At 63.6% G+C, this 19,717-nt stretch carries 22 protein-coding genes and 3 tRNA genes; 13 read left to right on the top strand and 12 right to left on the bottom strand.

What is annotated here, in order from left to right; translation table 11 throughout:
- Positions 1 to 157 precede the first annotated feature (157 nt).
- Positions 158 to 230, bottom strand: a tRNA-Lys gene (locus EAW56_RS04335).
- A 206-nt stretch (positions 231 to 436) separates the two neighbouring features.
- Between EAW56_RS04335 and EAW56_RS04330 the strand changes: the two genes are divergently transcribed.
- The 3 genes from EAW56_RS04330 to EAW56_RS04320 all read left to right on the top strand — a co-directional run bounded on the left by EAW56_RS04330 (position 437) and on the right by EAW56_RS04320 (position 2,221).
- Positions 437 to 1,639 carry a L,D-transpeptidase gene (locus EAW56_RS04330; RefSeq protein WP_095547445.1) on the top strand — a complete coding sequence of 401 codons (1,203 nt, stop codon included), beginning with the start codon at positions 437 to 439 and terminating at the stop codon, positions 1,637 to 1,639.
- 113 nt (positions 1,640 to 1,752) lie between these two features.
- Positions 1,753 to 1,983, top strand: a complete 231-nt coding sequence (locus EAW56_RS04325) for a hypothetical protein (protein WP_415528529.1) — start codon at positions 1,753 to 1,755, stop codon at positions 1,981 to 1,983.
- 85 nt (positions 1,984 to 2,068) lie between these two features.
- Positions 2,069 to 2,221, top strand: coding sequence for a P-II family nitrogen regulator (locus EAW56_RS04320; RefSeq protein WP_415528528.1), 153 nt, complete (start codon positions 2,069 to 2,071; stop codon positions 2,219 to 2,221).
- Between the two features lie 63 nt (positions 2,222 to 2,284).
- Here EAW56_RS04320 and EAW56_RS04315 read toward each other — a convergent pair.
- The 7 genes from EAW56_RS04315 to EAW56_RS04285 form a co-directional block, all read right to left on the bottom strand.
- Positions 2,285 to 2,360 (bottom strand) — tRNA-His (locus EAW56_RS04315).
- A 50-nt stretch (positions 2,361 to 2,410) separates the two neighbouring features.
- The gene (orn, locus tag EAW56_RS04310) at positions 2,411 to 3,040 is read right to left on the bottom strand and encodes an oligoribonuclease (protein WP_255395997.1); all 630 of its coding nucleotides are present in this window, start codon (positions 3,038 to 3,040) and stop codon (positions 2,411 to 2,413) included.
- Between the two features lie 2 nt (positions 3,041 to 3,042).
- Positions 3,043 to 3,849, bottom strand: coding sequence for a mycolate reductase (gene cmrA / locus EAW56_RS04305; protein WP_095555036.1), 807 nt, complete (start codon positions 3,847 to 3,849; stop codon positions 3,043 to 3,045).
- A gap of 19 nt (positions 3,850 to 3,868) precedes the next feature.
- A complete protein-coding gene (locus EAW56_RS04300) occupies positions 3,869 to 4,195 on the bottom strand; it encodes a transcriptional regulator (RefSeq protein WP_095537374.1) in 327 nt (108 codons plus the stop codon).
- Complete coding sequence (locus EAW56_RS04295) at positions 4,188 to 4,670, bottom strand: hypothetical protein (RefSeq protein ID WP_133064024.1); 483 nt, start codon at positions 4,668 to 4,670, stop codon at positions 4,188 to 4,190. The genes EAW56_RS04300 and EAW56_RS04295 overlap by 8 nt, the downstream gene beginning before the upstream one ends.
- 41 nt (positions 4,671 to 4,711) lie before the next feature.
- Complete coding sequence (locus EAW56_RS04290; protein WP_244213350.1) at positions 4,712 to 5,269, bottom strand: roadblock/LC7 domain-containing protein; 558 nt, start codon at positions 5,267 to 5,269, stop codon at positions 4,712 to 4,714.
- Positions 5,266 to 5,916 carry a hypothetical protein gene (locus tag EAW56_RS04285; protein WP_122085266.1) on the bottom strand — a complete coding sequence of 217 codons (651 nt, stop codon included), beginning with the start codon at positions 5,914 to 5,916 and terminating at the stop codon, positions 5,266 to 5,268. Before EAW56_RS04285 ends, EAW56_RS04290 begins: the two co-directional genes overlap by 4 nt.
- Before the next feature lie 182 nt (positions 5,917 to 6,098).
- Between EAW56_RS04285 and EAW56_RS04280 the strand changes: the two genes are divergently transcribed.
- The 3 genes from EAW56_RS04280 to EAW56_RS04275 all read left to right on the top strand — a co-directional run bounded on the left by EAW56_RS04280 (position 6,099) and on the right by EAW56_RS04275 (position 7,288).
- Positions 6,099 to 6,473 carry a hypothetical protein gene (locus tag EAW56_RS04280; protein WP_095275406.1) on the top strand — a complete coding sequence of 125 codons (375 nt, stop codon included), beginning with the start codon at positions 6,099 to 6,101 and terminating at the stop codon, positions 6,471 to 6,473.
- A gap of 6 nt (positions 6,474 to 6,479) precedes the next feature.
- Positions 6,480 to 6,608 (top strand): hypothetical protein, encoded by a 129-nt coding sequence (locus tag EAW56_RS13115; protein WP_279629693.1) that lies wholly within the window; start codon positions 6,480 to 6,482, stop codon positions 6,606 to 6,608.
- A 131-nt stretch (positions 6,609 to 6,739) separates the two neighbouring features.
- Entirely contained in the window at positions 6,740 to 7,288 is a 549-nt protein-coding gene (locus EAW56_RS04275) for an LURP-one-related/scramblase family protein (protein WP_122085264.1), read from the top strand.
- A 25-nt stretch (positions 7,289 to 7,313) separates the two neighbouring features.
- Here EAW56_RS04275 and EAW56_RS04270 read toward each other — a convergent pair.
- Positions 7,314 to 7,387 (bottom strand) — tRNA-Arg (locus EAW56_RS04270).
- Positions 7,388 to 7,491: 104 nt separating this feature from the next.
- Between EAW56_RS04270 and EAW56_RS04265 the strand changes: the two genes are divergently transcribed.
- The 5 genes from EAW56_RS04265 to EAW56_RS04245 all read left to right on the top strand — a co-directional run bounded on the left by EAW56_RS04265 (position 7,492) and on the right by EAW56_RS04245 (position 13,356).
- Positions 7,492 to 9,483 carry a bifunctional copper resistance protein CopD/cytochrome c oxidase assembly protein gene (locus EAW56_RS04265; RefSeq protein WP_122085262.1) on the top strand — a complete coding sequence of 664 codons (1,992 nt, stop codon included), beginning with the start codon at positions 7,492 to 7,494 and terminating at the stop codon, positions 9,481 to 9,483.
- Positions 9,484 to 9,623: 140 nt separating this feature from the next.
- Positions 9,624 to 10,277, top strand: coding sequence for a single-stranded DNA-binding protein (locus tag EAW56_RS04260; protein ID WP_095546473.1), 654 nt, complete (start codon positions 9,624 to 9,626; stop codon positions 10,275 to 10,277).
- Between the two features lie 157 nt (positions 10,278 to 10,434).
- Positions 10,435 to 12,105: an energy-dependent translational throttle protein EttA gene (ettA, locus tag EAW56_RS04255; RefSeq protein ID WP_095275411.1), complete on the top strand. Its 1,671-nt coding sequence runs from the start codon at positions 10,435 to 10,437 to the stop codon at positions 12,103 to 12,105.
- Positions 12,106 to 12,252: 147 nt separating this feature from the next.
- Positions 12,253 to 12,723, top strand: a complete 471-nt coding sequence (locus EAW56_RS04250; RefSeq protein WP_095547437.1) for an acyl-CoA thioesterase — start codon at positions 12,253 to 12,255, stop codon at positions 12,721 to 12,723.
- Positions 12,724 to 13,356 (top strand): DUF8185 domain-containing protein, encoded by a 633-nt coding sequence (locus EAW56_RS04245; protein ID WP_095547436.1) that lies wholly within the window; start codon positions 12,724 to 12,726, stop codon positions 13,354 to 13,356. It abuts the gene before it with no gap.
- A gap of 10 nt (positions 13,357 to 13,366) precedes the next feature.
- On the opposite strand, the gene EAW56_RS04240 is transcribed toward EAW56_RS04245, so the two are convergent.
- Positions 13,367 to 13,774, bottom strand: a complete 408-nt coding sequence (locus EAW56_RS04240) for a globin (protein ID WP_122085260.1) — start codon at positions 13,772 to 13,774, stop codon at positions 13,367 to 13,369.
- Positions 13,764 to 14,780: a mechanosensitive ion channel family protein gene (locus EAW56_RS04235; protein WP_122085258.1), complete on the bottom strand. Its 1,017-nt coding sequence runs from the start codon at positions 14,778 to 14,780 to the stop codon at positions 13,764 to 13,766. Before EAW56_RS04235 ends, EAW56_RS04240 begins: the two co-directional genes overlap by 11 nt.
- 180 nt (positions 14,781 to 14,960) lie before the next feature.
- On the opposite strand from EAW56_RS04235, the gene EAW56_RS04230 reads away from it, so the two are divergent.
- Both EAW56_RS04230 and EAW56_RS04225 read left to right on the top strand, forming a co-directional pair.
- The gene (locus EAW56_RS04230) at positions 14,961 to 16,097 is read left to right on the top strand and encodes a cystathionine gamma-synthase (RefSeq protein WP_122085256.1); all 1,137 of its coding nucleotides are present in this window, start codon (positions 14,961 to 14,963) and stop codon (positions 16,095 to 16,097) included.
- A 440-nt stretch (positions 16,098 to 16,537) separates the two neighbouring features.
- The gene (locus EAW56_RS04225) at positions 16,538 to 17,263 is read left to right on the top strand and encodes a GntR family transcriptional regulator (RefSeq protein ID WP_122085254.1); all 726 of its coding nucleotides are present in this window, start codon (positions 16,538 to 16,540) and stop codon (positions 17,261 to 17,263) included.
- Positions 17,264 to 17,302: 39 nt separating this feature from the next.
- Here EAW56_RS04225 and pepN read toward each other — a convergent pair whose 3' ends face one another.
- Positions 17,303 to 19,690, bottom strand: coding sequence for an aminopeptidase N (gene pepN / locus EAW56_RS04220; protein WP_122085252.1), 2,388 nt, complete (start codon positions 19,688 to 19,690; stop codon positions 17,303 to 17,305).
- Positions 19,691 to 19,717 lie beyond the last annotated feature (27 nt).

Raw genomic sequence — 19,717 nt, 5'->3', positions numbered from 1 at the left:
ACACATCCCGCAACTACCAAAAACCATACTGGCGAAAAGGCCAACCCCCACTGACCTAAAACACAAAACCGGTGCCTCGGAAAAATAAAAACCGAGGCACCGGTTTGTCCACCATGTCGCGACTGAGTTGTCAACTATGTCGCGACTGAGGACAGTGTGCGCCATCAGGGAATCGAACCCCGAACCCACTGATTAAGAGTCAGTTGCTCTACCAATTGAGCTAATGGCGCGTATTTTGTTTTTCTCTCTGTCGCTCTCGGCGACGTTGAAAACAATAACACCTTTCCTTGCAGGGGGTGAAATCGCCAGGTCACGAGCCTTTTTCGTAGTGTTCAAATTGTAATCTTTTCCAAGTGAATTGAAGTAGCGTTTGGGTGCTTTTGGCAGATAGGGTAGTTGCAATGCACAACGCGATATTGGAGGTAGGAAAGCGTTCATGTGTGTAGGGAAAGTGGTGCGCCGGGCAGCTGGCGTCGTTGCGGCGGCCGCGATGGCCACCACACTGGTGTCGTGCACGATCGGTGAGACGAATGAGGTTGAAACACAGCACGTTGCCAAGACCGAGGAGCAGGAAGCGGCAGAGGAGCCGAAGCCGGATCCGCCGGAATTCTCTTTCGATGACGGTGCTGAAGATGCTGAGCCTGGTGAGTCCGTCACCGTGACGTCGGATGAGGGGTTGTCGTCTGTGGTGATGACCAACGAGGACGGCAAGGTTATCAAGGCGAAGATGAACGATGAGAAGACTGAGTGGGAAACGGTGGAGCCGCTCGGTTACGGGCGCACGTACACCGTCAAGGCTGAAGATGCTGCGGGCCAGAAGGTGAAGCAGAGTTTTACCACGGTGGTTCCGGCGGCTGAGACCAACGTGTACCTGGGTCCCCTTGACGGTGACAACGTCGGTGTGGGGCAAGCAATCACGTTCCGCTTCGACGTGCCGATTCAGGACACGAAGGCCGTTGAGGAGCTCATCGACGTGGAGACCTCCAACGACACCGAGGGTGGATTTTTCTGGCTCGATCCCTACGAGCTGCGCTGGCGTCCGAAGGATCTGTGGGAGCCTGGCACCGAGGTCACTGTCGCTGCCAACGTCTACGGCAAGGATATGGGCGGCGGGGTCTACGGCGTCGAAGACGTCGAGCACAGCTTTACCATTGGTGACAAGGTCGAGGCTGTGGTAGACAACGCGGATAAGATGCTGAAGTTCTACCGAAATGACGAACTGGTGAAGTCCTTCCCGGTATCAATGGGTAGCGATAACTCGCGTGATACGCCGAACGGCACCTTCATTGTGGGCGACATGCACAATTCGTTGGTGATGGATTCGCGCACCTATGGTCTCGGCCTCGAGCAGGGGGGCTACGTCACCCCGGTGTCGTACGCGACCCAGCTGTCCTACTCCGGCATCTACCTCCATGCCGCGCCGTGGGCGATGTGGGCGCTCGGCAACACGAACCAATCGCACGGTTGCATTAACGCGTCGATGGCGGACGCGCAGTGGTTCCAGGAGAACGTGAAGCGCGGTGATGTGGTGACTGTACAGAACACATACGGTGGCACGCTCACGCCGTACGACGGGCTCGGCTACTGGAACATGGACTGGGAGATGCGCTCGGGTGGAACCGAGGATCCCAATGCGTAAGGTTGGTGGCGCGTAGGCGTCGACAAGCGATCTGCTCCAGGCACTGATTGTGCTTGGAGCGTTTTTTGCCTTCTCGCTTGTTGGCGGCGTCAGGGAACTCCGCGTGGATGCTCATGAGCGCCTCCCTGGTGTTGCTCATGATGCCCGGACTCGCGCTGTTCTACGGAGGGATGGCGGGTCGGCAGAACGTGCTGATCATGATGGTGACGTCCTTCGCCGCGATGGCGGTCGTCCCCGTCGTCTACGTGTTGTGGGGATGGTCGGCGTCGTACGCTGGAGACGACATCGCCGGGATCGTGGCCACCCCGCTGCAGGCATTTGGGGTCAGGGGGCCAGATCGCTGATTCCGCGGGCAACTTCGTGGGCGCGGCGAGGTCTACCGCGGCGCAGAGGTTGCAGCGGACTTCGTGCCGAAACTGAAGCTCGAGATTGTCACGGGGGGAGGGGCTGGCCGACCGGGCGGTGGACGCCATCCTTCGGGCGGCATCCACGGGGACGTTTGGCGACGGCAAGATTTGGATCTCTCCGGTCGACGACGTGATCCGCGTGCGTACCGGCGGGCGCGGCGAACAGGCGCCGTAGGGCGCGGTCGACCGAGAAAGCAATACACCCCGTGACCTGTTTGTATAGGTCACGGGGTAACTTTGGGGTGGCTGACGGGACTCGAACCCGCGACACCCAGGATCACAACCTGGTGCTCTACCAGCTGAACTACAGCCACCATCGCTGCGTTTTCAGCAGCGGGAACTACCTTAGTACGCGGGCTCTAAATCACAAAAACGGCTGGTAGGCGCTATTGGCAGCGTCCCTTGCGTGCTCAGCTTCCGGGGTCTCCGGGCCGGGAGATTCCACGAACACGGAGCGGCGGTAGTAGTCCAGTTCGCGAATGGATTCCACGATGTCCGCGAGCGCGCGGTGCGCCATGCCTTTCTCGGGCTGGTTGAAGTATGCACGCGGGAACCAGCGGCGGGTGAGCTCCTTGACAGTGGAGACGTCGATCATGCGGTAGTGCAGGGCCGAGTCGAGGCGCGGCATCTGCTCGCGGATAAAGGCGCGGTCGGTGGCAATTGAGTTGCCCGCTAGGGGAGCGGGGTGCGCCTTATCGCAGTGCTTGTCCAACAGTGCCAGGACGGCGTCCTCGGCCTCCTTCATGGTGACGGTCGACGCCTTGATCTCGTCGAGCAGCCCGTTATCCGTGTGCATCTTGGTGACAAAGTCATCCATCTCAGCGAGCTCGGCCTCGGTCGCTCCGATGACGATGTCCAGGCCTTCGTCCAAAATGTTGAGCTCGGCATCGGTCACCAGTGCCGCCACCTCGACGATCACGTGGCGGTGCGTATCCAGCCCGGTCATCTCCAAGTCGACCCAAACGATCCGGTTGTCTTTTGCGTGGATGTCCACGGTTACTCTTCTCCCATCTTTGCGTAAAAGCTGCCTACGAGCGGGGCGATCACGCCGCGCGGCCCGTAGGTGGAAACCACGTCCATCGCCTTGGACAGCGGGCCGGGGACCACGCGGCGCTTGTTTGCGCGCATGGCCCGCAGCGTGTCGCGGGCGCACGAGTCGTAGGTGGTCCACAGGAAATCCGGTACGACCTTGTCCACGATGGACTGCTCCTCTTCCGGAATGTACGCGTCGCGCACGGGGCCCGGTGCAAGCAGGGTGCAGTGCACGCCCGAATCTTTGAGCTCGAAGTGCAGGGCCTCGGTAAACGCGTTCACACCAGCCTTGGTGAACACGTAGGTGGCGTTGTTGGGAATGGGGATGTTGCCTGCTGCCGAGCCGACGTTGCACAGCGCCCCCTCGCCCCGCGGCACCATCTGGTCCAGCACAGCCTTGGTGATGCGGAACACGGCGGTGGAGTTCAGGTTGTACTGGTTCGTCTCGTAGCCCCAGTCCTGGCGCATGAATGGGCCGAAGCTGGCGATGCCCGCCGAGTTCACGCATAGCGTCACCTTGCGCGTCGCAATGTGCGCGAGCAGCGCGTCCACGTCGCGCTCCTTGGCCAAGTCGGCGGCCACGACCTCAACGTTGACGCCGTGCGCGTCGCTCAGTTCGTGGGCGAGCTCCATGAGCACGTTTTCGCGACGGGCGACGATGATCAGGTTGTAGCCGGCGGCGGCGAGGTCGCGCGCCACCGCCTCGCCAATGCCCTGTGACGCGCCGGTCACCAGGGCATAAGAGTCAATTTCGGGGGCTGGAAAAGTCATAGTCTACAGGGTACCTGGGCTAGTGCTTCTCGACGCCCACCTCACCCCTCGCCAGCGCCTCCAACGCCTCCATGTGCGCCTGGAAGGCTTCGCGCCCCTCCCTGGTGAGCGTGACCCACACCGTGTCCTTCGCCCGTGTCGAGCCGTACTCGCGGAACCGGGTCACAAAACCGGCTTCCTCCAGGGCGTTGAGTTGTTTGGATAGCGTGGCGTCGGAAAGCTGGGTGGCGTTACGAAGCGTGCTGAAGCGCATTTCGTAGCGCGTCTCGCCTTCGATGGCGCCGCCGGCGTTGAGCGCCGCGCAAATCTTCAAACGGTTGATGGGGTGGATGACGGGGTTAGTCATGGTACTTGTTCCAGGTCAGGCCGTAGGCGGCGATCATGCCAATTGTTGTGGCTGCCGCGACGATGGCACAGGCCACTGTGCCGATTCCTTCAGCGAGCGTCATGAGGGGGTATGCGAGCAGAGGAATGACGACAGCTTTCCAATTGAGCTTCGGATCCTCGCGGACCTCTTGCTTCATCGCGGTGCGCACCCCGCGTTTGGCGGAAAGCTCGATCCAGATGATGCCCACCACACCAGCGAGGAGGATGAGCAGGCCCCAGGCGTGCCCAACGAGGGTGAAGTACATGCCGGCGCCGAAACAGAGGCTGGTCGCCACGATGCTCAGCCACGGCACGGGTTGGGATGCCTTGGTGCGCGCTTCGGTGCTGCGGATGGCCTCGAGTGCTTCGCGGGCGGAGGCGGCTGTGTCCTTGTCTCTGTCTCTGGCGTGCTGATTTGTCGTAGTTTGCCGACCCTGCATCTCCATGTTTTCCATGGTGGAAAGTGTATCAGAATGCGGGGCATCGTCAAGCGGGATTACTCCTCGTCCAGCCACTCCGAGAGCGCCTGCGCGGAGGTGCGCGCGTGGTGGACCACCATGCCCAGCTGTACATCGCGGGCAAAAACAGCCAGGACCAGGTGGCCGACGGGCGGGTGCGCCACTTTTGCCAGTGCGATGACCTCGTCGTTTGGCAGCGATACGCTAACGATTGCGTCGCGTCCTTCGCCTTTCGCCTCATTGGGGTCGCGGGAGGGGTCCACAATCGCGGCCTGCGCCCCGGCGGTGCCAAACATCGATGAGTTTAGGGCGCTGATCCGGGCGGCGTCGAGCGCGTCGCCGAGGCCGATCGAGCAGACGTGGGTGCCGTCGCCGGTGCCGAGGACGACTGCGTAGATTCCCGGTACCTGGTGGCGCATGCGCGACATGTATGGCAGAGCAGCGGCGGCCAGGTCGTTCGTGGCGAAATCGGTGCCGCGCACCCGGCGGTGGCGCCCAATCTGAGCTTTGACGTCATCCTTCATGGCTTCCGACAATCCGTCCTCCAGGCCGTCTGTGGCCGGCGTGGTCGTCGTGTTTTCAAGCGTCGCGGTCACAGGTAATCCTCCAGTCTGGTCAGGGCGAGGTCAATAACGCGCGCCACGTCGTCGTGCGCGCGCGGGTCGGCCGCCACCACGGGAATGTCGGAGTGGCCGGCCGTGGAAAGGAAATCGCGCAGGACCGGGAGCGGGTCAGGCCCATCCGGATCGATGAAGTTCACCGCGAAGGTGGTGCGGTGATAGGCGTCCAAACTCCCGATGGTCTCCAGCCAGTGCACGACTTGCTGTTCCAGGAGCTGCGGGAGCCCGAAGAGCCAGACCACGAGCGCCGCGGCCGGGTTGCGGGCGGGGGTGCGCGCATCATCAAACTGGTCTTGGCCCGCGGTGCCGAAGACGGCCACGCGCGTGGTGTCGGCGCGGTCCCAGACGCCGAAGTCGATCCCCACGGTGGTCGTTGTCTTGGTCTGCGCGATGAAGTCGTCGGAAGCGTTGGCGTGCGCCTCAGTATTGATGGGCGTCACCGTCGAGATGGTCGCGACTCCCGTCGTCTTGCCAACCCCAACCGGGCCGACGAAGACGACCTCGGAATCTGAGTACGCGCCAATGATGGCGTCCGAGGGCATTGTCAGGTGCGGGTCCAGGTCATCGGCGGTGATGTCCTCGGCCTTTCCGTGGCGCCGCCCAGTGGCGGGCGTTTGGGTCATATCATTTCCTCAGGTTCAGTTTGGGGAGTGACACCCAAATTATCAGACTTTTCTTTCCATTTGTCTAATATTGCGGTATTCTGTGGTGGCAATCCGGGCCAGCGTGCACTTCCACCGTCCCAAACGGGCGCGTACCTGTGCGCCGTGACCAGCAATTACACGAGAATACGAAAAGGAATCGAATGTCCCAGCAGGAGAATCTCAACAACTTCCTCAACGCCGTCTCTGAGGACCTCAGCGGCTTCATTGGCGCATCTGTCGTCGACATCAACACCGGTATGTCCCTGGTGTCCACCTCCCGTTACCCGGACTTCGACCTGGACATCGCGGCTGCGTACAACTCTGAGATGGTGAAGGCCAAGTTCAAGACCATGGAGGCGCTGGGCATCCAGGGTGGCCTGCAGGACATGCTGCTTACCCTGACCGACCAGTTCCACTTGATCAAGATTCTGGAAAATGACTTGTTCATCTACGTGGCAGTCGACTCCTCCCGGACCAACCTGGCGCTCCTGCGTACGGCCGTGAACGCGAACGTGAAGAAGTTCGGCCTGGCATGAACGCAAGTGCGGCGTGACGTCACTGACGGCGCTGACGCCGCCGACGCCACCGACGGCACTGACGCCGAGCTGGTAGAAGCACCTGACGCACCGGATGCGTCGGAAGCGGAGGAGTACCACGGGCCCACGAGCTAAGGGAAGACCGGGAAGACGTAGTCGTCGAGAAGCCTGAGGCGACTCCGGAGGTCGACGAAGAGAAGCCTGAGACGCGGCACGCGCCGCCGCATCGGAAAGCGTGGTGGCTGCCGTGGCGGTAGCCTGGCGTCATGCTTGATCGAGATGAACTGATTTTCAGCCAGACCAAGGCACTTGGTACCGACGAATTTGAAATCACCGACGGGCAGGGCCAGCTCGTCGGCACAGCGAGGCAAACGCTGCAGCTCGCCGATATGTTCCGTGGCTCGCGCGGGGTGGAGGTGCGCGACGCCCAAGGCACCCTCGTGCTTGGCGTGACCGACCCGGCGAATTTCCTCCGGGACTCCTACGAGGTGCGCCTGGCGGAGCCCGACATGGTGCTCGCTACACTGCGCAGCAAGTTTTCCCTGCTGCGCACCAAGCTTGACCTGGAGATCGCCGGCTTTCCCGGCGTGCAGATTGATGGCAAGCTGCTCGCCCTCAACTTTGACCTGACCAGCAACGGGCAGCCGATCGCGAGCATTAATGCAGAGTACACGGGCATGGGGCGCGCGTTTATGGGCAAGACCTCGTACCGGATTAGTTTCCAGCCGGGCCTGGACCAGCGTCAGCATGCGGCAATCCTCGGCACCGCGGTGGCGGTGGACATGCTGCGACGGAAGCGCCGAAACTCCTCCTAGCAGTGGTTTTCACCCCAACAAAAAGCGCCCCCAGCAGGACTCGAACCCGCGACCAGCCGGGTAGAAACCGGATGCTCTAATCCACTGAGCTATGGGGGCAGCGCTCACGAGGGCGCCCGTACGCCCGGGCGCTCCGTGTAGCCCGCTTATTGTAGCGCAAGGCCAGTTAGGCACCCCAATCAATCAAAAGTAGGGTAGGGGGCATGTCTGAAGCGGGAGTTCACAAGCGGGCAGTGCGGCCCGCCTGGCCGGTGTACGTTGCAGTCTGCGTGATCGCCGCGGTGGTGGCGGGTGCGGTGGCGCAATCGTTCGCGGGGGCGTCGTTAAGCGCGCTCGGCATCCCTGATCCCGGTGCGCTGACCACTGCCGGCCTGCCCGCGTTGCGCGGCGTCGCCTGGCTGCTGTTTGCGCTGTCGGTGGGGTCGTTCTTCCTCACCGCGTGGCTGATCCCGCCGACGCGGCGCGGCGAGGGCGCGGATCTGAACGGCGCGCAGCTCACCGTCGACGGGATCATCGCGTCGCGGACCGGCGGCTGGGCGCAGCTTGGCATCGCGCTTGTCGGGTTGACGATGATTCCGCTCGTGCTTTCCGACGTCTCCGGCGAACCGCTCGGGGAGGTCGTCTTCCAGCTCAGTGCCTGGTCCGTCGCGCTGGAGCAGGTGGCCGACGCGAAGGTGTGGCTGGTCACCGCCATCATCGCCGCGGTCGTTGGCGTGTGCGGACTCCTGGCGCGCAGCTGGTTCTCCCAGGTGGCGCTGTGTGGGGGTGCGTTGGCGTCGATAATGCCACTGGCGCTGACGGGCCACTCGGCGTCGGGCGGAAGCCACGACTTTGGCACGAACTCGCTGATCTGGCACCTGGCGTTCATGCTCATCTGGGTCGGCGGTCTGATGGCGCTGGTGGCGCACGGCCGCAGGCTGGGCCCCAACCTGGAGGCGGCGGCGCGGCGGTATTCCGCGGTTGCCCTGTTCGCGCTGCTGGTCATGCTGGTATCTGGGCTGACCAACGCGCTGATTCGGGTGCGGCTGTCCGACTTACTCGATTACGCCTACGGCTGGGTGCTAGTGATCAAGTTTGCGGGCATCCTCGTGCTCGGCCTGATGGGATATGCGCACCGCCAGCTCACGCTGCCGCAGCTGGGTTCGCGCCCCGGCGCGTTCACCCGCTTCGCCCTCGTGGAGGTCGTGGTCATGGCGGCAATTGCGGGCCTGTCGGTCACACTCGGGCGCACCCCACCCCCGCCGCCGCTGGACCCGGACCTGACTGCGATGCAGGTGGCGCTGGGCTACAACCTTGCCGAGCCGCTCACGTGGGGCAACTGGCTGACGCAGTGGCGCCCGGAGCTGCTGTACAGCGTCATCGCGCTGCTGCTTGCCGTGTACTACCTGCACCTGGTGCGCCGCGTGTCCGGATGGCGCGCGTCTCGCACGGCGTGGTGGCTGCTCGGCTGCGCCACGGTGGTGGTCACGCTGAGCTCCGGGCTGGGGATGCACATGGCGGCCGCGTACTCCACGCACATGACAGTGCACATGATCCTTTCGATGGGCGCTCCCGTCTTCTTCGTGCTCGGCGCGCCGCTCACGCTGGTCCGCGAGGCCTACCCGGCCGGCGAGTTCAACCCGCGCCTGTGGGCGGAGAGCTTCCAGCACTCGCGCTTCGTCCGCGTGATCACCTACCCGCCGGTGTCCGCGGTGCAGTTCCTCGTGCTCTTCTACGTCATGTACGTCTTCCCCTCGCTGTATGAGCTGATGATCTCGGAGCACGCGGGCCACGTGATCATGAACGCCGTGTTCCTTGTTTCCGGCTACTTCTACTTCTGGGAGCTCATTGGGCCGGACGAGCTGCCCGCGCGTCACTCGGCGAAAGTCCGCCTGGCGTGGCTGTGGATCGCCATGCCGTTCCACCTCTTTATGGGCGTGTACCTGATGCAGCTCAACTTCGTGCTGGGCGAGGATTTCTACCAGTCGCTCCAGCTTCCGTGGGATCCGGACCTGCTTGATGATCAAAAGGTGGGCGGCGGTATCGGCTGGGCGGCCGGCTCGTTCCCGCTGGTCATCGTGTTTGCGCAGCTGTTCCGCGCGTGGTTTGCGGAGGACAACCGGGAGGCGATCGAATCCGACCGCAAGGCAGAAGAAACAGACGACGAGGAATGGCGCCAATACAACGAGATGCTCGCGCAATACAACCGCCGCTAGCTGCCGTTTTGCGCTATTTTTGCGCCACCCCTTTCTATTTCGTACGTTTCGTGTAAAAATGCTCGTAACGGAGCAAACGCTTGTCGACGCCCCGTTGCACGAAACAAACGTCAAAGTTTAGGAAAGGGGGTGGCTCTCCCATGAGCCACTTGCACACTCACATCCACGGCAACCTGATTGATAACCCAGACCTCCGCGTGTTTAAGGACACCGATTCGGTGCTGTGCAAATTTCGCCTCGCCACCTCGCGCCGTCGCCCGACGGAGGAAAAGGATTCCTCCGGGAAGGTGCTGTGGGAGGATGTGGATCAGCTGTATATCGATGTCGAATGCTGGGGGCAGCTCGCCACCAACGTGGCGGCGTCGCTGAAGCGGGGACTACCGGTTTCCGTCTGCGGCAAGTTGGTGACGGAAACGTGGCTGGTTGACGCGCCGGAGGGTGCCGAGCAGGAGAAGCTCAAGCGCTCAAAGATCGTGCTGAAGGCGACCCAAGTTGCGTTCGACCTGGCCCGCCACCAGGTCAGCTCGGTGCGTAGCGAGCCCGTTGGCAACACGCTGGCCGGGCAGGAACCGCTTCGGGCGAAGACAACGGAGGAACTGACGCGCGACAGTCGCGGGGACGTTACTGACCGGCTGATGAGCGAGGAAGACGCCATCGGGCACGCGAAGCGCGCCAAAGAGCGCGAGCCCGTGTTGGTCGGCGCGGCCGCCGGCGGTGGCGGCGCGGGTGGCGCAAACGCAGCAGATTCCGCAGACTCTTCGGATTCCGCGGACGCCGAGGGGGTGCCGTTCTAAACCGTCACTTCACCCAACGCTGATCTGTCGCTGCTTCCCCGCGCGCGATGCTTGGTCTGGTGCAGGCAGTCAGGCCATGTGGAGGCCCCGAAATGATGTAGTCTGTGGAAAGCATTTACGCCAATTTCGCAGTCGAATTCACAAGAGGGGACTTCACGTGGCTGAATTCATCTACACGATGAAAAACGTTCGCAGGGCCATCGGTGACAAGGTCATTCTGGACAACGTCACTATGGCTTTCTACCCCGGCGCCAAGATCGGTGTCGTGGGCCCCAACGGCGCTGGTAAGTCGTCGTTGCTCAAGATCATGGCAGGAATTGACCAGCCGAACAACGGCGAGGCATTCCTCCAGCCCGGCGCGTCGGTGGGCATCCTGCTGCAGGAGCCGCCGCTGAACGAGGAGAAGACGGTCCGCGAGAACGTCGAGGAGGGCCTCGGCGACATTTTTGAGAAGAAGGCCCGCTTCGAGCAGATCGCCGAAGAGATGGCGACCAACTACTCCGACGAGCTCATGGAGGAAATGGGCAAGCTCCAGGAGGAGCTCGACGCGGCTGACGCGTGGGAGGTCGACTCCAAGATCGAGCAGGCGATGGAAGCACTGCGCTGCCCACCGTCGGATTCCCCGGTGACCAACCTGTCGGGTGGTGAGCGGCGCCGAGTGGCGCTGGCGAAGCTGCTGCTTTCCGAGCCCGACTTGCTCCTGCTGGACGAGCCGACCAACCACCTCGACGCGGAGAGCGTGCTGTGGCTGGAGCGCCACCTCCAGGACTACCCGGGCGCCGTCCTCGCCGTGACGCACGACCGCTACTTCCTGGACAACGTCGCGGAGTGGATCTGCGAGGTTGACCGTGGCCAGCTCTACCCGTACGAGGGCAACTACTCCACCTACCTGGAGAAGAAGCAGGAGCGCCTCCAGGTCGCGGGCAAGAAGGACCAGAAGCTGCAGAAGCGCCTGAAGAAGGAGCTGGACTGGGTTCGCTCCTCGCCGAAGGCTCGCCAGGCAAAGAACAAGGCCCGCCTGGAGCGTTACGAAGAGATGGCGGCAGAGGCGGAGAAGTACAAGAAGCTGGACTTTGAGGAAATCCAGATCCCGACCCCGCAGCGCCTGGGCAATAAGGTCGTCGAGGTGGAAAACCTGAACAAGGGCTTCGACGGACGCACGCTGATCAAGGACCTCTCGTTCACCCTGCCGCGCAACGGCATCGTCGGCGTGATCGGCCCGAACGGCGTGGGTAAGACCACCCTGTTCAAGACCATCGTGGGCCTCGAGGACCCGGATTCCGGCGACGTTGAGGTGGGCTCCACCGTAGAGCTGTCCTACGTGGACCAGAACCGCGCCAACATTGACCCGGAGAAGACGGTGTGGGAGGTCGTCTCGGACGGCCTGGACTACATCCACGTTGGCCAGAACGAGATGCCCTCGCGCGCGTACCTGTCCGCCTTCGGCTTCAAGGGCGCTGACCAGCAGAAGCCGTCCAAGGTCCTCTCCGGTGGTGAGCGCAACCGTCTCAACCTGGCGCTCACGCTGAAGCAGGGCGGCAACCTGATCCTGCTCGATGAGCCCACCAACGACCTCGACGTGGAAACCCTGGGTTCGCTGGAAAACGCGCTGCAGGCGTTCCCGGGCTGCGCCGTGGTCATCTCGCACGACCGCTGGTTCCTGGACCGCACCTGCACCCACATTCTCGCCTGGGAAGGCAACGTTGAGGAAGGCCAGTGGTACTGGTTTGAAGGCAACTTCGGCGACTACGAGAAGAACAAGGTCGAGCGACTGGGCGAAGAGGCCGCGAAGCCGTCCCGCGTCACGCACCGCAAGCTGACGCGCTAGGCACACGCTTCTCGACGCCACCCGGCCTCCCGCTTCACGCCCCGCCCCGAGGGCCAGCTCACACTGGTTCCGTGGCGGGGCGTTGGTTGTGGGGTAGCATGTCGGCAGTACGTGCACCGCATACCCGCGAAGTTTGGAGTGGAGAATATGGCTGAGCAACCAGGACACGGCGAGACCGCAAGCGCGAACGGCGCCGGGGCCCCGCATACTCACAAGGTTTCGCTGCGCTGGGGCGACTTTGACCGGTACGGCCACGTCACCAACTCCGCCTACATCGAGCTCGCCCAGGAGGCGCGCCTGGCGTTTGCGCAGCAGTTCTTCGAGGCGCAGGGCCACGAGTTCGTCGTGTTTGTCCGCCGCGTTGACGCGGACTACATCCGCCCGCTGCTGCCCAACACGACCGAGGTCACCGTGGACACCGAGGTTGTGCGGCTGGGCAACACCTCCTTCACCACGCGCCAGGAGATTAAGGACGCGCAAGGCCACATCTGCTGCGTGGTGGAAACCGTGCAGGTCACCGTGGACACCGCGACGACGTCTCCGCGACAGATCACCCAGAAGGAAATCGGCATCCTGACCCGCGTTGCCTCGAGCATCGACGAAGCTGGCGAGGAGTAAATGGAGTCCCTCCGCATTACGGACGGTGCTCCGGGGCTGACAGCGCTGGTCGGCCGGGCCACCGGCCTCGACGCCTCCGCGTCGGCCCGGTTCCAGTCGCTCGACGCAGGCGCCCCCGCGGTCGACGTCTATGTCACCACCCCCTTCGACTGCATCGCGTCGCGCCGGGTGAGCGGCGAGGCCTCGCGCGATGGGGCAGTGGTTGCGGCAAGCGATCTGTTGGCTGCGTTGCAGGCAGGCCGCGCCGAAGTTGGTGCAGCGCGGGACCCCAACTGGCCCGGCGCGCTGCCCCCGCGTGAGGGGTTCACGGTGCGCGACGAGGTGCCAGTTTCGGTGGCGCGCCAGCTCGCCGACAAGGGGCGAGAGCTCGCCCGCCAATTTTCCGGGCCGATGGGGCCGCCGAAGTCGCTGTTGGACTCGACGGTGCTGACCGCCGATGCGGAGTCTGCAAGCCCGGTGGAGATCCCCATGCGAATGATTTTTACCTGCACGTCGCTGGGGTTTATCCCGGGCTTTGCTGCCCCCATTGACATCCCGCGCCACCTGCGAGTGTCCACCGCGGGGCGCTGGGTGCGTCTCGACGCCCCGTTTGGGTCCGTCTACCACTCAACAGGACTCGGGCTGTTCGTCTAATCGCCCTCGTTTAGTACGCGCGCGGACCCTGGTTGATCATCATGTAGGCGACGCGCTGCATGTGGTTCCACAGGGCGAAGCGGTACGCCTCGGGAAGCTCCTCGTCCGAAAACTGGTTCAGCGAATTTTCCATGAGGTGCAGCCACCTATCCGCCTCTGGCTCGCCGATGGGGAAGGGGAAGTGGCGGCGCCGCAGCATGGGGCTGCCGCGCTTTTCCTGGTAGGTCCGGGGACCGCCCCAGTACTGCACGAGGAACCAACGGAGCCGGTCCTGCGCGCCGTCCCAGTCCTGGTCCGGGTACATCGGACCGATGAGGTCGTCTTCTTTGACCTGGTTGTAAAAGCCTTCGACGAGGCGTTGGAAAAAGTCGGCGCCAAGGGCGTCGTAAAGCGAATGCTCCTGCGGGTTACTGGTCATTGGAGGGCCCTCTTTCGGTGATCTTGTCGCGCGGGTCATTACGCACGAGGGTGGGTTCGGAGCCCGGCAGGCGGACGTCGGCTTCCTGCATCGCCTCGAGGATCTGCTCGTACATGAAACGACTCACGCCCCACTGCGCGCCGGGCATGGTGTTTACGGTAACGCGATAGGTGAGGTGGTCGGTAGTGAAGCTGGATACGCCGAGGAGCTCGGGCTCGCCGATGATGTCGCGGCGGATGCGCTCGCTCTGAGCAGCGGCGCGGGCGGCATCCAGGATCACGTCTGCGGCCTTCGATGGGTCGGCGAACAGGGAGACGGGGACCTCCATGCGGGCGACCGAGAAGCGATCCGAGTTGTTGCCAACCTGCTCGATGTCGCCGTTGCGGATGTACCAGAGCGTGCCGTCGATGTCGCGCAGCGTGGTGATGCGCATGGTCATGTCCTCGACGGTGCCCTCGACGTCATTGACGGCGATGACGTCGCCCACACCGTACTGGTTCTCAAGGAGGATGAACATGCCGGACAGGAAGTCCTTGACCAGCGACTGCGCGCCGAAGCCGAGGGCGACACCAACGATGCCTGCGGAGGCCACGAGCGGGGCGACGTTCACGCCGAGCTGGTCCAGGATGGCCATGATGGCCCAGACCCAGATGACAATGGCCACCGCAGAGCGACCCACGTTTGACAGGGTGCGGATGCGTGCCTGCCGGCGCTGCTCCTGCGAGCGCGCCTGTGGCGAATCAACGTCGCGCTCCCCGCGCCGGAAGGGCACGCCGCTGCCCGGGTTCTTGATTGCGTTTTCGGCACCGCGGCGGATCAGGCGGTTGAGCACCCACTGCAGCACGGAGGCCACGAGGATGATCAGGAGGATCCACAAGGGGCGGGTGACAAAGTTTTGCTGCGTGTCGGGGTCGTTCCACCAGGTGGAGAGGCCGGAGACGGCGCTGTCAACGCGCGCCTCGGTGCCGTTCGATGCTGCTGCGAGAAGTGTTGTTGTATAGCTCATCAGGTGCAATCTTAACCAGATGGATGTGCCGGAGCTGACCAGACGGAACGAACGTACTGTGCATAAAATTCGCCGATTCCGCACCCAAAATGAACCGCTTGGTCTACACTTCGGGGAAACTTCCCCTCGCCGCACGGATGCGTCGCACGGAGGGGCCGCGACGACAAGAAAGGTACCGCGATGACCTCTGGGTTCTCCACAGATTCAATTCACGCTGGGTACGAGCCTGACAGCCTGTATGGACCGATCAATGTGCCGATCTACGCCTCCACCACATTCGCGCAGGACGGGTTGGCCAAGCTCCGCGGTGGGTACGAGTACACGCGCGTGGGTAACCCGACCGTGACCGCGCTGGAGAAGACCGTCGCCGCGCTGGAGGGGGCGGACTACGGCGTGGCGTTCGCCTCCGGAATGGCGGCGATCGACTCCCTGCTGCGCATCCTGCTCAAGCCCGGGGACCACATCGTCATTGGGAACGACGCCTACGGCGGCACCTACCGCCTCATCCAACAGGTCTTCACGCTGTGGGGCGTGGAGAACTCGGTGGTGGACATTACGGACACCGACGCGGTCACTGCGGCGATCCAGCCCAACACCAAGGTGATTTGGGTGGAGACTCCGACAAACCCGCTGCTAAACATCGCGGACATCACGGCAATCAGTAAGGCTAAAGGCGCAGCAACCCTCGTCGTAGACAACACGTTCGCCTCTCCCTACCTGCAAAAGCCATTCGAGCTGGGCGCGGACGTGGTGCTGCACTCCACCACCAAGTACATTGGTGGCCACTCTGACGTCGTTGGCGGCATCGTGTGTGGCAAGGATGCGAAGCTGGAGGAGGACCTGCGCTTCTTCTTCGGTTGGGTCGGCGCGATCCCGTCACCGTTTGATACCTACCTCACCGCCCGCGGCCTGAAGACGCTTGCGGTGCGCATGGACCGCCACTGCGATAATGCCGAGGCGGTCGCCGAGTTCCTCCAGCGCCAGGACTGTGTGGCCAAGGTCCACTACCCGGGGCTTGCCTCGCACCCCAACCACGAGGTGGCGAAGCGCCAGATGACGCGCTTCGGTGGCATGGTGTCCGTCGAATTCCAGACCGAGGAGCAGGCGAAGGCGTTTTGCTTGTCCACGAAGCTGTTCTGCCTCGCAGAATCGCTCGGTGGAGTAGAGAGTCTGGTCGAGCACCCGGCGACCATGACGCACCTGGCGGTCAACGGGTCGGCGCTCGAGGTCCCGCCGGAGTTGGTTCGCATCTCGGTGGGCATCGAGGACGTGGACGATCTCATCGCCGACCTTGAGCAAGCCGTGGTGGCGTTGTAAGCCGGACGCTAGGAAGCTCGGTGCGGCGAGTTCGCCTGGTGGCCTCGTTATACCTGCGGGTGCATAAATTGCATCGAAGTTAGACCCCTAATAGGGGGTAATTTCAAGGTTTTTCATGCATGGCATGCATGTCCGGTCGGAATGTACCTTTTGGGGGTGATCGGGGGGAGGTGTGCACCCGTTTGGGTGTGTGCTGCCAGGGTCGGAAAGGGTGACGTTCGTCCAAGTTTAGACCATTGATTTGACAACAACTGTCGGTCGGGCGCGTCGAAAGAATGCAGGGTAACTGCATCCTTTGTTGATTAACGTTGATCGAAGAGAAATTTACACAGCCGTTTTCAACAATTTTGACGGCTGCGCGTAAATGCACGTAAATCAACGGCCGAGTTGCTCGTCTTGGGAGTTTTCCCTTGCGCGAGGGAGGGCGAGGGAAGGTATCTATGGCGACGAAACCGGCGTATCTCCGTATCGCGGAGACGCTGCGCACCAGGATTGAGTCTCACGAACTCAAGCCCGGTGACAAGCTCCCACCCGAGCGCGAGCTGGTCGACCAGTTCAACGTCGCCCGGATGACAGTGCGGCACGCGCTTGATGTGTTGCAGCTGGAAGGCATCATTGAGCGCAAGCGCGGCCGAGCCGGGGGCACGTTTGTGCGCGCGCTGCCGCCCGTCGTGGACCTCAATGGGGCGACCGGGTTGGCGGCGCAGCTGGAGGAGAAAGGGGTGGACATCGTCTCCAAACTGCTGTTTTCCGGACGCATCACCCCTCCTCGGGTTGTTGCCGCGGCCTTTGGAGACACCGAAACCGACGCCGAGCTCGGCGACGGGGCGAGCGACAAGGTGTATGCGGAGGAGCGTGTGCACTATGCCGACGGGGCCCCGGCGTTTTCGGAGACGCTCTACGTGCGCCCAGGATACGAGGAAGGCTACGCCGTGAGCAGCCTGACTTTGACGGTGGACAGGCGGCCGGAGGCGGCAACGCTGCGCGAGGACGTGGTCACCCCCGGCGCGGCTACAGATGTGGAGCGCGGCCGACTCCAAATGGCGGCGAATGCGCCACTGCAGCGCGTGACCCGCAAGCTGTACGAGGGGGGCCTCGTCGTCGCCTACGCCACTATCGTCGTCCGGCCGGACGTGGCGCAGCTCCGCACGGTCACGCGCTTCTAGCGCCGCGCCTTAGCTGACGTCGCCAGCGCCTTCAGCACCTTAAGCCCCTTCAGCGTCTGCAGCGCGGTTGCGCACGGCGCGCGCAACTCGGTCCTGGCCCTCGGCGAGGATGCGCTTGAGGCCGGCGGGCACGGAGGCGTCGTCAAGCAATGCGTCCGCCTTGCGCACGGCCTCCTCTGAAATCGCCCAGGTCGGGTACATGCCCTCGAGGGTGCGCTGCGCCATCTCATTGGTCAGGCGGTCCCACAGCGCCGGCGCCACGCGGAAGTACTCGTCGGTGAACGCGTCGAGTTCGTCGCCGTTGAACTTGAGACCGTCCATGAGGTAGCGCGCCTCCAGGTTGGTCAGGTCCTCGTTGACCAGCGTGTCCCACGCCCATCGCTTTTCCACGGTCGCGCGGCACCGCAACCGCGAAATCACGCCCTCGGACGAGGTGTCCTCTTCCTTATCCGCGTCCTCGAGTGGCGCTTCTCCGGCGGCGATGAGGCTGGTCAGGGCCAGCCAGCGCACCTCCTGGTTGCCCGAGCGCTCGAGCAGCTGCTTGAGGTAGTCCACCGTCTCCGGCGTCGGAGCGAGGCGGGCGAGTGCGCGGTCGAAGATCGCGGCCGGCTCGGCGCCGCGAAAGGCGTCGTTGAGCAGGCGGAAGCCCTCAGACTGCCAGGCAGGGTCGACGTACTGCTTGACCGCCAGGGTGGCCTGGGCGAGCAGGCGCTCCTGCACGCTCGGCTGGTCCTCGGCGGCGCCGTGCTTGGCCACCAGGCGGACGAACTCGCGGGCCGGGAGCTGGCCGTCACGCACGGACTCCCACAGCGACGACCACACCAGGGTGCGCGCCAGCGGGTCGGTGATCTCCCCCAGGTGGTCCAGGGCGAAGCGCTGGTGCGCGGGGGTCAGGCCCATCTTGCAGTAGGTGAGGTCTTCGTCGTTGACCAGAGCCAGGTCGTGGTCGACTCCGGCGAGCTCCGGCACCTCGGTGCGCGCGCCGTCGACGTCGAGGGTGACGTGGTGGGTGCGGGTGACGGAGCCGTCGATAAGCGAATAGAGCCCCACGGTAACCCGGTGGGTGCGCATGACGTCGGATTCCTGCACGACGGCGAAGGAGTCCTCGGTGATTTCCGGGCGCAGCGCGGAGACACCGGTGGTGCGCAGCCACTGCTCGGACCAGCTGGATAGGTCGCGGCCCGAGGACTTCTCCAGCGCGGAGAGCAGGTCAGCGAAGGTGGCGTTAGCGTGGGCGTGGTTGGTGAAGTGCTCGTGGACGCCGGCGAAGAACTCGTCGCGGCCGACGTAGGCTTGCAGCTGCTTGAGCACGGACGCGCCCTTGGCGTAGGTGATGCCGTCGAAGTTCTGCTCCGCGGTCTCGATGTCGGGCGCGTCCGCCGCGATCGGGTGCGTGGTGGGCAGCTGATCCTGCTGGTAAGCCCACGCCTTCTCCACGGCGGCGAAAGTGGTCCAGGCGTCCGGGTACTCGCCGATCTCGGTCTGCGCGATGGCGGCGGACCAGGTGGCGAAGGATTCGTTGAGCCACAGGTCGTCCCACCACTGCATGGTGACCAGGTCGCCGAACCACATGTGCGCCATCTCGTGCAGGATGGTGTCGTTGCGGCGCTCCAGGCGGTACGGGGTGGGCTCGGAGGTAAACACGTACTCGTCGCGGAAGGTCACCGCGCCGGCGTTTTCCATCGCGCCCATGTTGTACTCGGGGCAGAAGATCTGGTCGTACTTGCCAAAGGGGTAGGCCACACCGAAATTCTTGTGGTAGTAGGCGAAGCCGTCCTTGGTCTGGCGGAACAGGCGGTCGGCGTCCAGGTGCTCCATGAGTGAGGCGCGGGCGTAGATGCCCAGGGGGATCTCCCCGTGCTCGTCGGAGTAGGTGTCGGTGACGTGCTCGTACTCGCCGGCGATCACGGCGATGAGGTAGGTGGACAGGGGGTAGTCCACGGTGGCGGACCAGGTGTTGCCCTCGCGCGTGGTCGGCGCGTTGAGGACCACGGTGTAGGACTCCGGTGCGGTCACCGCGATGTCGTAGGTGGCCTTCATGTCCGGCTGGTCGAAGCAGGCGAACACCTTCATCGCCATCGCGGGCTCGAACTGGGTGTAGAGGTAGTCCTTGTTGTCCACCGGGTCGGTGAATTTATGCAGGCCCTCGCCGGTGCGGTTGTAGGTGATGGTGGCGTCGACGCTGAGGGTGTGTTGGCCGTCGGTAAGCGAAAGCTCGCGGCCCTCGACGGGCGAGCCGTCCAGGGTGGCCGTGAACGAGTCCGCGACCAGGTCGAAGGAAGTTTCGCCGGCACGGGAATCGAAGGTGACCGTGGTGCGCGAGCGGAACTGCTCGGCGCCAGTAACGTCGAGCTCGATGGAGTAGTGGACGTTGGAAATGAGGGCGGCGCGGTGCTGCGCGTCGGCCCGAGTCAGATTTGTTTTCATGGCCCCAACATACTCGGACGCACGAAG

The sequence above is a fragment of the Corynebacterium gottingense genome (genome assembly GCF_003693265.1).
GTDB classification, from domain to species: Bacteria; Actinomycetota; Actinomycetes; order Mycobacteriales; family Mycobacteriaceae; genus Corynebacterium; species Corynebacterium gottingense.
Note: the sequence above shows the minus strand (reverse complement) of the source record. Positions and strands in the feature narration are given on the sequence as shown.

What these genes read in the sequence shown, in the direction of transcription:
- EAW56_RS04330 (WP_095547445.1), top strand. Translation starts at nt 437, where the DNA reads ATGTGTGTAGGGAAAGTGGTGCGCCGGGCAGCTGGCGTCGTTGCGGCG.
- EAW56_RS04325 (WP_415528529.1), top strand. Translation starts at nt 1,753, where the DNA reads ATGAGCGCCTCCCTGGTGTTGCTCATGATGCCCGGACTCGCGCTGTTC.
- cmrA (WP_095555036.1), bottom strand. Translation starts at nt 3,849, where the DNA reads ATGACTTTTCCAGCCCCCGAAATTGACTCTTATGCCCTGGTGACCGGC.
- EAW56_RS04300 (WP_095537374.1), bottom strand. Translation starts at nt 4,195, where the DNA reads ATGACTAACCCCGTCATCCACCCCATCAACCGTTTGAAGATTTGCGCG.
- EAW56_RS04295 (WP_133064024.1), bottom strand. Translation starts at nt 4,670, where the DNA reads ATGGAAAACATGGAGATGCAGGGTCGGCAAACTACGACAAATCAGCAC.
- EAW56_RS04285 (WP_122085266.1), bottom strand. Translation starts at nt 5,916, where the DNA reads ATGACCCAAACGCCCGCCACTGGGCGGCGCCACGGAAAGGCCGAGGAC.
- EAW56_RS04280 (WP_095275406.1), top strand. Translation starts at nt 6,099, where the DNA reads ATGTCCCAGCAGGAGAATCTCAACAACTTCCTCAACGCCGTCTCTGAG.
- EAW56_RS04275 (WP_122085264.1), top strand. Translation starts at nt 6,740, where the DNA reads ATGCTTGATCGAGATGAACTGATTTTCAGCCAGACCAAGGCACTTGGT.
- EAW56_RS04265 (WP_122085262.1), top strand. Translation starts at nt 7,492, where the DNA reads ATGTCTGAAGCGGGAGTTCACAAGCGGGCAGTGCGGCCCGCCTGGCCG.
- EAW56_RS04260 (WP_095546473.1), top strand. Translation starts at nt 9,624, where the DNA reads ATGAGCCACTTGCACACTCACATCCACGGCAACCTGATTGATAACCCA.
- EAW56_RS04250 (WP_095547437.1), top strand. Translation starts at nt 12,253, where the DNA reads ATGGCTGAGCAACCAGGACACGGCGAGACCGCAAGCGCGAACGGCGCC.
- EAW56_RS04245 (WP_095547436.1), top strand. Translation starts at nt 12,724, where the DNA reads ATGGAGTCCCTCCGCATTACGGACGGTGCTCCGGGGCTGACAGCGCTG.
- EAW56_RS04240 (WP_122085260.1), bottom strand. Translation starts at nt 13,774, where the DNA reads ATGACCAGTAACCCGCAGGAGCATTCGCTTTACGACGCCCTTGGCGCC.
- EAW56_RS04235 (WP_122085258.1), bottom strand. Translation starts at nt 14,780, where the DNA reads ATGAGCTATACAACAACACTTCTCGCAGCAGCATCGAACGGCACCGAG.
- EAW56_RS04230 (WP_122085256.1), top strand. Translation starts at nt 14,961, where the DNA reads ATGACCTCTGGGTTCTCCACAGATTCAATTCACGCTGGGTACGAGCCT.
- EAW56_RS04225 (WP_122085254.1), top strand. Translation starts at nt 16,538, where the DNA reads ATGGCGACGAAACCGGCGTATCTCCGTATCGCGGAGACGCTGCGCACC.
- pepN (WP_122085252.1), bottom strand. Translation starts at nt 19,690, where the DNA reads ATGAAAACAAATCTGACTCGGGCCGACGCGCAGCACCGCGCCGCCCTC.